The organism is Streptomyces sp. BK340 (genome assembly GCF_007827595.1).
Classification (GTDB): Bacteria; Actinomycetota; Actinomycetes; order Streptomycetales; family Streptomycetaceae; genus Streptomyces.
The window spans coordinates 54,421-68,378 of the sequence record NZ_VISR01000037.1 but is presented as its reverse complement, the minus strand read 5'-3'; the positions used below and the strand labels follow the sequence as shown (position 1 = coordinate 68,378).

The window sequence follows — 13,958 nt, the reverse complement described above, 5'->3', positions numbered from 1 at the left end:
GGAAAGCGCCTCTGTGGCCGAATCCGGCCACCCGTTGACGGCCCTCTTACGGCGTCCCTCACGGCTTTGACGGGTCTCTTACGGACCCTGATCCGTACCGGTCGGTAAGCGGCCGTGACAGTCGGTGACCTGGCTCACATCAGCCGGAAGCGCAGCCGGCAGATCACCGCGTCCGTCTCGCGCCGTACGGCGTGCGCGACGACGGCGCCCCGCTGGTTCTGCAGCAGCCGCTGCCAGAGCCGCTCCGGCTCCGCCTCCGGGATCAGCACGGTGACCCGCGTGGCCGGCTCGGCGGCGGCCACCTCGCGGACGTACGCGGCGATGGGGCGGCCCAGGCTGCGCCGCTCGCAACGCAGCCGCACCAGCTCCACCCCCGGGTCCCATTCCGCCCAGGCACGCTCCAGGGCGTGCAGCTGGGTGCGGTCCTCGGGGTCCGGGTAGCAGACGGTCACCGCCCGGACCTCGTCACCCAGCGAGGCGGCCGCCGTCAGCGCCTCGGAGGTCAGCCGGGACAGGGACGAGACGGGGACGATCACGAGCGAGCGGTCGCGGTGCGGGGCCTCGGGTATGCGGCCGAGGCCGAGTCGCTCGCCGATCCGGCCGTAGGCGCGGTGCACGGCGCCGAAGGCGGCGACCAGCAGCGGCAGGGCCACCACGATGAGCCAGGCGCCCTCCGTGAACTTGCCCGCGGTGACGACGACGGTCGCGACGCCGGTGAGCAGCGCGCCGAAGCCGTTCAGCAGGGCCTTGCCCTGCCAGCCCCTGCCGCGCTCCAGGCGCCAGTGCCGGACCATGCCGACCTGGGCGACGGTGAAGCCGACGAACACCCCGATGGCGAACAGGGGCACGAGGGTGTTGGTGTCGCCGCCGGAGAAGACCAGCAGGGCCGCGGAGACCAGGGCGAGGGCGAGCACGCCGTGCCGGTGGACCTGGCGGTCGGCCTTCAGGGCGAAGACGTGCGGCAGGTAGTTGTCGCGGGCGAGCAGCTTCAGCAGGACCGGCAGACCGCCGAAGGAGGTGTTCGCCGACAGCGCCAGCAGGATCATCGTCGCGAACTGGATGACGTAGAAGGCCCAGTTGTGGCCGAGTGAGGCGTCCGCGAGCTGGGCGAGGACGGTGACACCCTCGACCGGCTGGAGGTGGAAGCGGGAGATCAGCGCGGACAGACCGATCAGCATCAGGCCGAGCACGGCGCCGAGCGCGACCTCGGCCCGCTGGGCCCGCCGGGCCCGCGGGACGCGGAAGGAGGGGACGGCGTTGGCGATGGCCTCGACACCGGTCAGGGCGCTGCACCCGGAGGCGAACGCCTTCAGCAGGAGCAGGGTGCCCACGGTGGTGGCGTTGTCCGCGACGACCGAGGCGTGCCCGGCCGCGGTGACCGTGCTCACGGGGTGGGAGCGGAACAGGCCGGCCACGATGAGGACGAAGATCGAGCCGACGAAGACGACGGTCGGCACGATGAACGCCTTCGCCGACTCCACGATGCCCCGCAGGTTGACGCCCGTGATCAGCACCAGCACCGCCAGGCACAGCCACAGCCGGTCGTCGTACAGTCCCGGGAAGGCGGAGGTCAGGGCGGCCACGCCCGCGGTGACCGCGACGGCGACGTTGAGGACGTAGTCCAGGATCAGCGAGGCCGCCGCCACCAGGCTGGTCCGCGCACCGAGGTGCGTCCTGGCCACCGCGTAGGAGCCGCCGCCGTCCGGGAAGGCCGCGACGACCTGCCGGTACGACGCCACCAGCACCGCGAGCAGTCCGGCGATGGCCAGGGTGACCGGCAGGGTGAAGCCGAGGCCGTGGGCGCCCGCGGCGGCCAGGACCAGGACGATCGCCTCCGGTCCGTAGGCCACCGACGCCATGGCGTCCAGCGACAGCGCGGCGAGGCCGGTGACGGCGGTGAGGCGGTGCCGTTCCCCGGTATCAGGCGGTTCTTCGTCGGCGGGCGCCGCGCCCGGCTGGAGGGTCGGGACGGACATGGGTGCGTGCTCCTTCTTCGTTCCACCGCGCACGAGACCTGAACAGTGCGCGAGTGCACCCAGGTTGTGTCCGCTTGCAGCCGGGCCCGACCGGTCCTTGCGGCTTCTTCGCGCCCAACCGACCGACTTTGACGGAATCCTGACGGGTCATCTCGGAATTCATCCGATACCCATCAGGGTCGCATCAAAGTGGCTCTATCCGGCCGCTCGGTTCCTTACCGTCACCGCCATGGAACAGGCAGCACACGACCACCGACGGCGCAAGGACGTGCGGGATTCGGTCCGCCCCGCCGGGGTCCTGCTCGCCCTGCTCGTACTCGTCGACTGGGGCTCGGGCCGGCTGGCGCCCTGGCGTTGCGCGCTGTGGTTCGCCCTCGCCCTGTTGCTGTTCCTGGTGCTGTACCCCGCCCGGGTCTCGGCCGGCGAGGACTGGCTCGCCTCGCGGCGGCTGCTGCGCGAACGCCGGGTCCGCACGGACCTGCTGGTGTCCGTCCGCTTCCTGGACGGCGTCGCCCAGCGGCTCGTGCTGAAGGACGCACTCGGCGGCCGGGTGGAGATCGATCCCGAAGTCCTCCTGCGCGAACCGGAGTTGTGGCGCCGCCTGGACGAGGGCGCGCGCAGGGCGGCCGACGACGGCCTGCTGCTGTGCGGGGCGACCGCCCTGCGGCGCCTGGCCCGGCGCGTCGACTCCGAGACGGCCCAGGCCGTGTTCAAGGCCTCCGGGCTCGACTGATTCGGGTGACCGGGTGGGCGAGGGCGGCCGTGCGGTGGATCCGGTCGAGGTGGGCCGCGTCGGTCACGGCGACGAGGACCAGCGCGGAGTTCGTCCGCGGCAGATCCGTGCGCAGCGGCATGCGGTGCGGCCGGAATGTGCTGGTCTCGGTGCTCATCAGGCACCTCCTGCGCTCTGCGCGCCCTGAGGGTGCGCGCGCTGTTCGGCGAAGGGCAGCGACACGACCATGGTCAGGCCGCCGCCCGGGGTGTCCTCGGGGGTGAGGGTGCCGCTCATGGCCTCGGTCAGGCCGCGGGCGAGGGCGAGGCCGAGGCCGAGGCCGGTGGTGTTGTCGGTGTCGCCGAGCCGCTGGAACGGCTCGAAGAGGCGCCCCCGGCCGGCCTGCGGAAGCCCGGGCCCCCGGTCCACGACCCGCAGCTCCACCCGGCCCGCCAGTGCGCTGGCGGTGACCAGCACCTTTTGGCCGGGCGGGGTGTGCCGGGCGGCGTTGCCGGCGAGGTTGGCGATCACCCGCTCCAGCAGCGGCGGGTCGGCCAGCACCGCCGGGATCGCCTCGGTGTCCGCCACCTCGACACCGGGGACGTCCGCCAGTGCCGTGGGCAGCACCTCCTCCAGGGAGGTCGCGCGCAGGTTCAGCGTGAGCGCGCCCGCCTCCAGGCGGCTGAGGTCGAGGAGGTTCTCCACCAGGCGGTTGAGCTTGGCCATGGACTCGTCGGCGGTGGCGAGGAGTTCCTCGCGGTCGGCGGCGGAGAAGTCGACCTCGCTGCCGCGCAGGGAGGTGACCGCGGCCCAGCCCGCGGCCAGCGGGGTGCGCAGGTCGTGGCCGACGGCCCGCAGCAGCGCCGTACGCATCCGGTCGGCGGCCTTGACGGGCTCGACCTCGGCCGCCGCCTCGGCCAGCCGGGCCCGCTCCACCGCGGAGCCGACATGCGCGGCGAACGCGGCCAGCACCCGCCGCTCGGAGGACGACAGGGTGCGGCCGCGCAGCACCAGGTGCGCCCCGGGACCGGCCGGTACGGCGGTCACGTCCGAGGCTTCGGGCGGCTCGTCCACCAGCTCCGCCGACTGCATCCCGAAGGTCTCCCTGGTGCGCTTTAGGTCCTGCCGTCAAATTCCCGTCGTCGCCCGAAGGGCGGCCTCGCGGCGTCTGGTGCGTGCTCTCGGCGTGCCGGGCGGAAGTCCTCGTACTGGACGTACTTGGGCTTTCGCCCGGTGCGGCGAGAGTGCGTGCCAGGCGTCGTGGGGCAGACGGGAATTTGACGACAGGGCCTAGCAGCGCCGGGATGGTCGCGCCGCCGCGCACGATGGTGCCGGCCAGGGACGACATGGTCTCGGCCTCGGCGGTGGCCCGCGCCGAGCACCGGGACAGCCTGAGGGAACGGTCGACGACCGCGGCCACCAGGTCTTGCCGACTCCCGGGGCAGCTCCGAGGTAGACCTTCAGTCGTCCGGGCCGTACGTCACTCATCGCCGCCGACGCGCTCCGCTCACTGGCTCAACTCCCTCGGGAGGGCGGGTCACTGCTCTCAAGGAAGCGCTTCAGGGCGCCGGCGGGTGCCCGTGTTAGCGATTCCTTGGCACCGGTCCCGGGGACCTTGACACTGTTTTGACGTGCCGTGGCCGGATAGGGTGAAAGCGGTGTGCCGGGAAGTCTGGTCGGCTGGGAGCCAGGGTGGCTCCTGTGTAGCCCCAGGGGGACGGCATGCGCAGCGTCGGTACGGTTCTCGCACTGGTCGTACTGGCCACCGTCGTGGCGACCTTCGCGCGCCGGTGGCGCATCCCGGCGCCCTCCCTGCTCGTCGTCGCCGGCCTCGCCGTGGCCCTGCTGCCGGGCACCCCGCAGATCGAGATCAGCCCCGAGGTCATCGGGCTCGTCGTGCTGCCGCCGCTGCTGTACGTGAGCGCCGAGGAGATGCCCTGGCGGGAGCTGCGCGCGGTGTGGAAGCCGGTCGGGATCCTCGCCATCGGCCTGGTCCTCGCCTCGGCCGCGGCCGTGGGCGCGGTGGCCGCCACGGTGACGCCGCTGTCCTGGCAGATGGCGCTGGTGCTGGGCGCGGTGCTGGCCAGCACCGACCCGGTGGCGGTGACCGCGCTCGGCCGCAGGCTCGCCCTGCCGCCGAGGGTGCAGGTCCTCGTCCAGGCGGAGAGCCTGTTCAACGACGCGACCTCCCTGGTGCTGGTCCGGGTGGCCGCGGGCATCGCGGTCGCGTCGGCGGCGGCGAACTGGGGCTCGGCGGGCGGCGAGTTCCTGCTGCTGGCCGGCGGCGGCACGGTGATCGGCGCCGCGGTGGCCGGGGTGGTGGCCCTGATCCGGCGGCGCACCGAGGAGCCGGTCCTGGAGACGGTGATCGCCCTGGTCACCCCCTACGCCGCGTATCTCCTGGCGGAGGCCGCGCACACCTCCGGGGTGACCTCGTGCGTGGTGGCCGGGGTGGTCCTGGGCGGCCGCGGCGACCGCCTCACCAACGCGCGCATAAGGCTCCAGCTGCACGCCGTGTACGGCACGGTCGTTTTCCTGCTGGAGAGCGTGGTCTTCTCGCTGATAGGGCTGGCGCTGCCCGCGCAGGTGCGGGCGCTGGCCGACGGCGACCGGGCCTGGCCGCTGTACGCCCTCGCCGTCGCGGCCACGCTCATCGCCGTACGCCTGCTGTGGCTCGCACCGCTGTCGGCCGTCGTCCAGCGCAAGGGCGGGGTCGGCCGCCTGAACTGGCGGGTGCCGATGGTCCTGACCTGGGCCGGCACCCGGGGTGTGATGCCGCTGGCCGCCGCCCTGTCCATCCCGGAGTCCGCGAAGGACGGCTCCGCGCTGGCGGACCGTCCCCTGGTCCTCGTCCTCACCACCTCGGTCGTGGTGGTCACCCTCGTCGTCCAGGGCTTCACCCTGGCCCCGGTCGTCCGGCGCTCCGGGATCGCCCTGGAGCCCGCGCACACCGAACGCGAGGAGGTCGAGGCCCGCTCCCGCCTCGCCCACGCCGGACTCGCCCGGCTGGAGGAACTGGCCGAGCTGGAGGCCGTACCGGACGTCGTCCTCGACCGGCTGCGCCGCGGCCTCAACGCCCGCCTGGAGGACGCCCGCGACCGCCTCGCCGAGGGCGACGGCACGGGGACGGCCACCGAATCCGCCGACCTCGTCTACCGCCAGCTGCGCCGTGACCTGATCACCGTGGAGACGGAGGAACTCCGGCGCCTCTACGACGGCCACCGCATCAGCGACACCACACGCCGCCGGCTCCAGCGCTCGCTGGACCTGGAGGAGGCGCGGCTGTCGGACGCGTGACGCTCCGCCGGGGGGCCGGTTCCATGGCTGCGGGCGGGTGGGGGCTGGTCGCGCCCCGCGGCGGCGCCGCCCATCGAAACAGCCCCGCGCCCCTCAGCAGCCTGCCGTGCCGCGCGCTCAACGGCTCCGTACGTCAGCGGAACTCCGCCGGCCGTGGCCGCAGCCCCGGCGCCGTCCGCCTCACATCCGCAGCCGGTACGGCAGCATGCACACCGCCACGTCGGTGCGGGCCCGCAGCACGGTCGCCAGCAGCAGGCCCCGCTGGTTCTGCAGGATCTCGTAGCGGCGGTGCCGGGGTTCGACCTCGGGGATCAGCACCGCGATCTGCCGGCCGTCCCGGGCCGCGTCCCGCACGTACTCGACCATCGGCTGGACCAGGGAGCGGTGCGGGCTGTCGATGATGTCGAGGCGTACCCCGGGGTTCCAGCGCGCCCACGCCTCCTGCAGGGCGCGGGTCTTGTCCGGGTCGTTGTGGACGGCGACGGCGACCACCTCGTCGCCCAGCGCGAGGGCGGCGCCGATGGCGTGCCGGGCGAGCTTGCTGACGTCGCCGAGCGGGACGATCACCAGGCTGCCGGGGCGCGGCGCGGGCGGGTCGGGGATGCGGCCGAGGCCCAGTTCCTCGCCGACTTCCGTGTAGTAGCGCTGGATACGGGAGAACAGCAGCATCAGCAGCGGCACGGCGATCACGACCACCCAGGCGCCCTCCAGGAACTTGGTGAACAGGAGGATCAGCCCGGCCAGGGTGGTGAGCACCGCCCCGGTGCCGTTGATGATCGCGCGGTGCTTCCAGCCCGGGGGTCGCTCGGTGGCCCAGTGCCGGACGAGACCGAGCTGGCTGAGGGTGAAGCCGATGAACACCCCGATCGCGAACAGCGGGATCAGCCGGTGGGTGTCGGCGTCGGACGCGACGAGCAGCAGCGCGGCCAGCAGGCCCAGCGCCACCACGCCGTAGCGGTAGACGGGCCGTTCGGCGCGCAGCCCGAACAGGTGGGGCAGCCGGTGGTCGCGGGCCAGCAGGCTCATCAGCACCGGCAGCCCGCCGAAGCTGGTGTTCGCCGCGAGCAGCAGGACCAGGGTGACGATCAGGTTGGTGGCGTAGTACGCCCAGCCGTCGCCGTAGGCGCCCGCGGTGAGCTGGGCCAGGACGGTGACGCCTCCGCGCGGGGCGACGTGGTCGCGGCGGATCAGCACGGCGAGACCGATCAGCATCAGGCCCAGCAGCCCGCCCAGCATGAACTCGGTGCGCTGGGCCCGCCTGACCCGCGGGGTGCGGAAGGTCGGCACGGCGTTGGCGATGGCCTCCACGCCCGTGAGCGCCGAGCAGCCGGACGAGAACGCCTTGAGGAGCAGCAGGAGCCCCAGGGTCTCGTGTGCCCGGACGGGCTGCGCGGTGCCCACCAACGCCGCCGGATGGGAGCGGAGGAGGCCGCCCACGACGACACCGAGGACGGCGACGACGAACAGCACGGTCGGCAGCATCAGCACCCGGGCACTGTCGGTCACACCGCGCAGGTTCACGGCCGTCAGCACCGCGAGGCCCACCAGGCACACCAGCAGCTTGTCCCGGGCCAGGCCGGGGAACGCGGAAGCCAGGGCGTCCGCGCCCGCGGTGAGGCTGACGCAGACCGTGAGGACGTAGTCGACGACCAGACTGGCCGCGGCGAGCAGGCTGGGCATCGCGCCCAGGTCCTTCTTGGCCACCGCGTAGGCGCCTCCGCCGTCCGGGTGCACGGCGATGACCTGGGCGTACGACACGACGAGCGCCGCGAGCAGGAAGGTGATCGCCAGCGTGACCGGCAGGGTGGCGGCCAGCGCGGCGGTCCCGGCGCCGACCAGGACCAGCACGATCGCCTCGGGGCCGTACGCGACCGAGCTGAGCGCGTCCAGCGACAGCGCGGCCAGCCCTTCCAGACTGGTGAGGTGGTGCTTCTCCCCCTCGCCCGGGCGCAGCGGGACCCGCGGTTCCAGCTCACGACGTGCCAGGCCATACGCCATCGGGACCTCACCACGGACGGCAGGACGGTCCGGACCAGTCTCCGCGCCCGGCGGTCCTACGGCTCCCCGGGATCGGCCGTCCGCGTGCGTCTCCCGTTTCACGAGGGACACGAGTCACCCCATGAATCCCCTGTGAATGTGTGCAGGAGTGCCACAAGGGCAGCACACCCTCTTCCGAAACTCTCGTTAGCGTTGCCGCTCGCTCCCACGTGCGAACGCGTCGAATCGGAAAGACCTCACATGGACTACTGCTCCTCGTGCCGTCGGCATCTGAACGGCGCCCTGGTGTGTCCCGGCTGCGGCGCCTACGCCCCGGACATAGCCCCGCACACGCCGATGGCCGTCCCCGCGGCGCGGGCGGCCGCCCCCTCCACCGCCTGGTACGACGACGATCTCCCTGCCGGGCCCACGCCGTCCGCGGCGGACGAGGCCGCGTCCGGCGACGTGGCGGACGCGCCCGCCGCCGCGCAGGGGCGGGCCGCCCGGCGCCGCCAGCTGACCCGGTGGAAGAAGAACAAGCGCCGGGCCGCGGTCGCGTCGGCCGTCGCCCTGGTCGGCGGCGGGCTCACCCTGGCCTCGATGGACCGCCAGTCCCCCGACCAGGCCCAGGCGGCCTCGGCCCCGGACAACCGGCCCATGGGCGCCACCGGCGGGGAGACCGGCACCGGCACTCCTCCGGTGTCGGCGCCGCCCGTCCACCACCGGTCCCCGCGCACCGCGGCCCCGGCCCGCGCCCAGCAGCCCGCGGGCGCCGCCCCGCACCGGCAGACCGTCGCCGCCGTACCGCGCACCCCGGCGGACACCCACCCGGACGCCGCGGCCGCTCCGGTGCCGGCCCGGACCCCGGCCGCACACCGGCAGACCACCGTCCCTGCCGCCGGCAGCGGCGACTCCGGCACGGGCACGGTCGCCCCGCAGCAGCCGGCCACCTCCGCTCCCGCGCCCTCGGCCGGCAACGGCACGGACTCGGGAACGTCACCCGCGAGCCCCTCGCCGGCCGCGACCTCCCCGGCCCAGCTCTGCCTGCTCGTGGTGTGCCTGGGCTGACCGCCCGGCCCGTCAGTTGTTCCAGGTCTCGTCGTACGGATCCTGCGGTGTCGGCACCGGCTTCGCCGAAGTGACCAACAGGTACGGGATCGGGCCGTTGTTGACGGGGTCGTGGGTCAGCCTGGCGGTGTAGGTGCCGTTGACCTCCAGCCAGGCGTCCGGTTGCAGGACCGGGGGCAGCTTGCCGGTGAGGGCGATCTTCACCGGCTGGGCGTCCGCCGCACAGCAGTTGAGGGCCATCCGGACGAGGTAGGGCGCGCCGGAGTGGTCCAGGGCCAGGAAACCGGTGACCCGGACCGGGCGGCCGTTCAGGGAGCGCCCGTGGTCGTAGGCCGCGCGGGACGCGTAGTCGACCACGCTGAGCGGGACCGGGTCACCGGCGGGCAACTTGCCGTAACCGTACGGCTGTTGCAGTGCGGTGCCGGTGCGCAGGGCGCTGTAGGAGCCCAGGGCCGGCGGCGCGACGAGGATGAGGGCGAGCAGGGGGAGCACGAGGAGCCAGGAGATGCGGGGCTCCGGGTGCGCGTGGTCGGTGTGGTCGGCGTGGTCGGTGGCCTTCGCCGTCTTGTTCCGCCTCCGCTCGTACCACGCCGTCGCCAGCGCCGCCGCGATCAGGACCGCGCCCGAGGCCAGCAGCATCGGCTGCAGGCCCGCCTTGACGTAGCGCAGGTAGAGATCGGTGGCGCCCGCGTGCAGGAGGGCGGCGCCCAGCAGGAACAACACTGCCGCTTGGGCCTGGCGGTTCACAGCAGCACCGTCCCGGTCACCACGGCGCCCGCGACCGCCAGCGCGAACGTGGCGGGGGCGAAGCGCAGCGCGAAGGCGCGGCCGAAGGTGCCCGCCTGCATCGCGAAGAGCTTGAGGTCGATCATCGGGCCCACCACCAGGAACACCAGCTTGGCCGTCATGGAGAACTGGGTGAGGGAGGCGGCGACGAACGCGTCCGCCTCCGAGCAGATGGACAGGAGTACGGCCAGTACGGCGAGGGCGAGAACGGAGACCAGGGGGTTGTCGGCCGCCGTGCGCAGCCAGGTCGCCGGGGTCGCCGCCTTCAGCGTGGCCGCGGCCATCGCGCCCAGGACCAGGAAGCCGCCCGCGTGCACGATGTCGTGCCGGACCGAGTTCCAGAAGGTCTCGCCCTTGGTCGCGCCCTCGTGCGCGCCGTGGGCCGGCGGGCGCAGCCAGTCCGTCCGGCCCAGGCGCTGCCACAGCCAGCCCATCGCGCAGGCCACCAGGAGGCTGGCGAGGAACCGGGCCAGGACCATCTCCGGGCTGCGCGGGAAGGCGACGGCCGTGGCGGTCAGGACGATCGGGTTGATCGCGGGGGCCGAGAGGAGGAAGGCCAGCGCGGCCGCGGGGGTCACGCCCCGGCGGACCAGCGCACCCGCCACCGGGACCGAGGCGCACTCGCAGCCAGGCAGCACCGCGCCCGCCAGCCCGGCGACCGGCACGGCCAGCGCGGGCCGGCTCGGCAGGGCGCGGGCGAAGAAGGACGGGGGTACGAAGACCGCGATCGCCGCCGAGAGCAGGACTCCGAGGACGAGGAAGGGCAGCGCCTGGACCGTCACGGCCACGAACACCGTCATCCAGCTCTGCATCAGCGGGGTGCCGAGCACACCGCGGATCGAGGACTGGGCGAGCACCGCCAGCAGCAGGGTCATGGTGAGGATCAGCGGAGAGCTGAGACGCCGGCCCTCCTGGCTCCGGCCCTCCCGGTCCGGCCGTTCGCCCTGCCGATCGCCGGACGGGCGCGCCGGGTCGCGTTCGGTGGCGCCGGGCGGGGCGTCTTCGGTGATGGCCACGGGCGAGTACCTCCGGCTGTGCGCTGCCTCTCCCTCCCCATCAATACGCGATGGCGAGTACGGGTGTTCACCTCGTTGCTGGAACCACCTGTCTCCTTGGGGCAGTCTTTTCCCTCGTGGCGAGCGTTCCGTATCAAGGTGGGTCCGGCGCCCCGGCGGCGCACATGGTGGTCTGCGGTGACGACGGGCTCGCGCACCGGCTGGCGGCCGAGTTGCGCGGGGTCCACGGCGAGCAGGTCACCCTCGTGGTGCCGCCGAACGAGCGCATGGCACGGCCCCCGGTGGTGGGGCGGGCCCGGGCCGCCTCGGCAGCGCTGCTCGACCGCGTGGTCAGCGCCGCCGTCGGACTGGGCGGTGGCAACGGCGGCAACGGGACGACGGGAAGCGGTGGCAACGGCGGCAACGCCCACCGGGCAGACGGCGAGCGGGTGTTGGAGGCCTTCGAGCTGACCGAGGCCGTGCTTGCCGAGGCCGGTGTGGAGCGGGCCGCCGCGCTGGCGCTCGTCCATGACGACGACGAGACCAACATCCGGGCCGCGCTGACCGCCCGTCGGCTCAACCCGCGCCTGCGGCTCGTGCTGCGGCTGTACAACCGCCGGCTGGGCCAGCACATCGAGGAACTCCTGGACCAGGCGGCCGCGTTGGCGTCCGGCACGGCGGCGGCCGACGGCGCGGAGGCGTCCACGACCGTGCTGTCCGACGCCGACACCGCCGCACCCGCGCTGGCCGCGGCCGCCGTCGCCGGCACGACCAAGGTCGTACAGACCGAGAGTCTGCTGCTGCGGGCCGTGGAGCGGGTGCCGTCCGGGGACGGGCGGACCGCCGCTGGGGGGCTGTGCACCCTGGCCCTGCTCTCGGCGCCCGGCACGGATCCCGCCGGGGCGGACGGCCCCGACGGCGGCAGGGAGCAGGAGCCCGTGCTGCTGCCGGACGACGAGGAGGTGCGGCAGGCCGGCGGGCGGCCCGCCGTGGTGCTGGAGCAGGTGTCCTCCTTCGGCGGCCCCGAGGCCGCCGCGGCGAGGCGCGGAATGGGGGTCGTACCGCCGCTCGCCTCCCTCTTCTCACGGCGGCTGCGGTGGTCGCTGGCCGGGCTAGTGGGGTGTGTGGTCGCGCTCGCGGTCGCGCTGTGGGTGGTCACCGGGATCCATCCGCTGCGGGCCTTCTACCTGACGCTGCTGGACCTGTTCGCGATCGACGATCCGGCGCTCGGCGCGCCCCTCGGGCGGCAGATCCTCCAACTCCTGTCCGGGCTGGTCGGGTTGCTGCTGCTGCCCGTGCTGCTGGCGGCGGTGCTCGAGGCGCTGGGCACCTTCCGGACCGCGTCCGCGCTGCGCAAGCCGCCGCGCGGGCTCGGCGGGCACGTGGTGCTGCTGGGCCTCGGGAAGATCGGTACACGGGTGCTGACCCGGCTGCGGGAGCTGCACATTCCCGTGGTGTGCGTGGAGTCCGACCCGGAGGCGCGGGGGCTCGCGACCGCGCGGCGGCTGCGGGTGCCGGTGGTGCTGGGGGATGTCACCCAGGAGGGGGTGCTGGAGGCCGCGAAGATCCACCGGGCGCATGCGCTGCTCTCGGTGACCAGCGCGGACACGACGAATCTGGAGGCCGTGCTGTACGCGCGGTCCGTACGGCCGGATCTGCGGGTGGTGCTGCGGCTGTACGACGACGACTTCGCGACCGCGGTGTACCGGACGCTGCGGGCCGCTCATCCGCAGGCGTCCACGCGCAGCCGGAGCGTGTCGCATCTGGCCGCCCCCGCGTTCGCCGGGGCGATGCTCGGCCGGCAGGTGCTGGGGTCGATTCCGGTGGAGCGGCGGGTGCTGCTGATCGCCGCGGTCGAGGTGGCCGGGCACCCGGAGCTGGAGGGGCGGAGCATGGCGGAGGCGTTCCGGGCGGGGGCGTTCCGGGCGCTGGCGTTGGAGGGCCGCGCCGACGTTCCCGGCGACTACGTGCTGCGCAAGGGGGACCGGGTGGTGGTCGCCGCCACCCGGCGGGGCCTGGCCGAGCTGGGCTGAGCAGAGGTCCCGCGGGTCGCCGCGGGTGCTCTCGAAGCGGCCGGACGGGTGGATTCGGGGCCTGGTCGGACCAGTCCGCTTGGCGCGTCACCTTGACTGCGCCGTTGGCTGGTAGCGCCGCTTCGAGGGCCCCGTGACCGTCGTCCTCGCCGTCCTCGGGCGGACTCGTCCGCACGCGAACCGGAAGCGCGGCGCGCAGACATCGCGAGCGGCCCACCCGAACCGAGGAGAGGTCCTCCATGACGAGGAAGAGCATGTACCGTCCGACGACCCTGGGTGCCGCGGCGGCTCTCGGCCTGAGCCTTGCCGTGCTGCCGCTCGCCCCTGCGCACGCGGTGACCTTCGTGCCCTGCGGGAACGTCACCGCTCTCCGGAACGCGATCACCCAGTCCAACACGACCAACGAGAACATCACGCTGGCGCCGTTCTGTACGTACACCGTCGCCACCAGCGTGGGGGCGAGCAACGGCCTGCCCGCCGTCACCGGCTCCTTCACCGTCAGCGGGTACAGCACGACCATCGCCCGCTCCACCGCGGCGGGCACGCCCGACTTCCGGCTCTTCACGGTCGAGTCCGGCGGCGACCTGACCCTGAACGGCGTCCACGTTCGCTTCGGGAACGTGCCCGGCGACGAGGGCGGCGGCGTGCTGGTCACGGGTGCCGGCAGCACCCTCGCGGTGAACAGCGGCAGTGTCCGGGACAGCAACGCCGGATCCGGCGGTGGCATCCACCTCCGGAGCGGTGCCTCCGCCACCCTGAGCAACGCCGTGGTCAGCGGGAACCGGGCGAGCGGCAGCGGCGGCGGCATCAGCCACGCCGGCGCCTCGCTGAGCGTCAACTACTCCCGGATCACGGGCAACACGGCCGGCGCCGACGGCGGCGGCCTCGTCACCACGGCGCCGGCCGTCGCGACGCTGGCGGCCAGCCAGGTGACCGGCAACACCGCCGCATCCGGCGGCGGCATCTTCGAAGGCTCCGGCAGCCAGGTCACCGTCCTCGCCACCGGCGTCACCGGCAACACACCCGACAACTGCAGCCCGACGGGAGCCGTACCCGGCTGCACGGGCTGACCGAGCGCACCGGCCGGCCGCACCGGCCGGCGGGCGTCCCGCAC

10 protein-coding genes and 1 pseudogene are annotated in these 13,958 nt (G+C 73.9%); 5 read left to right on the top strand and 6 right to left on the bottom strand.

What is annotated here, in order from left to right; all coding sequences use genetic code 11:
* Window positions 1-134 precede the first annotated feature (134 nt).
* Window positions 135-1,976, bottom strand: coding sequence for an APC family permease (locus tag FB157_RS41955; protein ID WP_145886316.1), 1,842 nt, complete (start codon window positions 1,974-1,976; stop codon window positions 135-137).
* Between the two features lie 229 nt (window positions 1,977-2,205).
* Between FB157_RS41955 and FB157_RS41950 the strand changes: the two genes are divergently transcribed.
* Window positions 2,206-2,709 (top strand): hypothetical protein, encoded by a 504-nt coding sequence (locus FB157_RS41950; RefSeq protein ID WP_145886315.1) that lies wholly within the window; start codon window positions 2,206-2,208, stop codon window positions 2,707-2,709.
* Here FB157_RS41950 and FB157_RS41945 read toward each other — a convergent pair.
* Both FB157_RS41945 and FB157_RS41940 read right to left on the bottom strand, forming a co-directional pair.
* Window positions 2,687-2,866 (bottom strand): hypothetical protein, encoded by a 180-nt coding sequence (locus FB157_RS41945; RefSeq protein WP_145886313.1) that lies wholly within the window; start codon window positions 2,864-2,866, stop codon window positions 2,687-2,689. The two genes, FB157_RS41950 and FB157_RS41945, sit on opposite strands and share 23 nt — an antisense overlap.
* Window positions 2,866-4,108, bottom strand: a pseudogene (locus FB157_RS41940) (sensor histidine kinase); the annotation flags it as partial. The gene FB157_RS41945 and the pseudogene FB157_RS41940, both read right to left, overlap by 1 nt.
* 302 nt (window positions 4,109-4,410) lie before the next feature.
* Here FB157_RS41940 and FB157_RS41935 point away from each other — a divergent pair.
* Window positions 4,411-5,985, top strand: coding sequence for a Na+/H+ antiporter (locus FB157_RS41935; protein WP_145886311.1), 1,575 nt, complete (start codon window positions 4,411-4,413; stop codon window positions 5,983-5,985).
* A 180-nt stretch (window positions 5,986-6,165) separates the two neighbouring features.
* On the opposite strand, the gene FB157_RS41925 is transcribed toward FB157_RS41935, so the two are convergent.
* Window positions 6,166-7,983, bottom strand: a complete 1,818-nt coding sequence (locus FB157_RS41925) for an APC family permease (RefSeq protein WP_145886308.1) — start codon at window positions 7,981-7,983, stop codon at window positions 6,166-6,168.
* A gap of 240 nt (window positions 7,984-8,223) precedes the next feature.
* On the opposite strand from FB157_RS41925, the gene FB157_RS41920 reads away from it, so the two are divergent.
* Window positions 8,224-9,030, top strand: a complete 807-nt coding sequence (locus tag FB157_RS41920; protein ID WP_145886306.1) for a hypothetical protein — start codon at window positions 8,224-8,226, stop codon at window positions 9,028-9,030.
* A 12-nt stretch (window positions 9,031-9,042) separates the two neighbouring features.
* Here the strand turns inward: FB157_RS41920 and FB157_RS41915 are convergent, their stop codons facing one another.
* Entirely contained in the window at window positions 9,043-9,777 is a 735-nt protein-coding gene (locus FB157_RS41915; RefSeq protein WP_145886304.1) for a TIGR03943 family putative permease subunit, read from the bottom strand.
* Window positions 9,774-10,832 carry a permease gene (locus FB157_RS41910; RefSeq protein ID WP_261386892.1) on the bottom strand — a complete coding sequence of 353 codons (1,059 nt, stop codon included), beginning with the start codon at window positions 10,830-10,832 and terminating at the stop codon, window positions 9,774-9,776. The genes FB157_RS41915 and FB157_RS41910 overlap by 4 nt, the downstream gene beginning before the upstream one ends.
* 164 nt (window positions 10,833-10,996) lie before the next feature.
* Here FB157_RS41910 and FB157_RS41905 point away from each other — a divergent pair, with 164 nt between their 5' ends.
* Together FB157_RS41905 and FB157_RS41900 are read left to right on the top strand one after the other, a co-directional pair.
* Entirely contained in the window at window positions 10,997-12,844 is a 1,848-nt protein-coding gene (locus tag FB157_RS41905) for an NAD-binding protein (protein WP_145886352.1), read from the top strand.
* A 239-nt stretch (window positions 12,845-13,083) separates the two neighbouring features.
* Entirely contained in the window at window positions 13,084-13,914 is an 831-nt protein-coding gene (locus FB157_RS41900; RefSeq protein WP_145886302.1) for a hypothetical protein, read from the top strand.
* The last annotated feature ends 44 nt before the right edge of the window (window positions 13,915-13,958 follow it).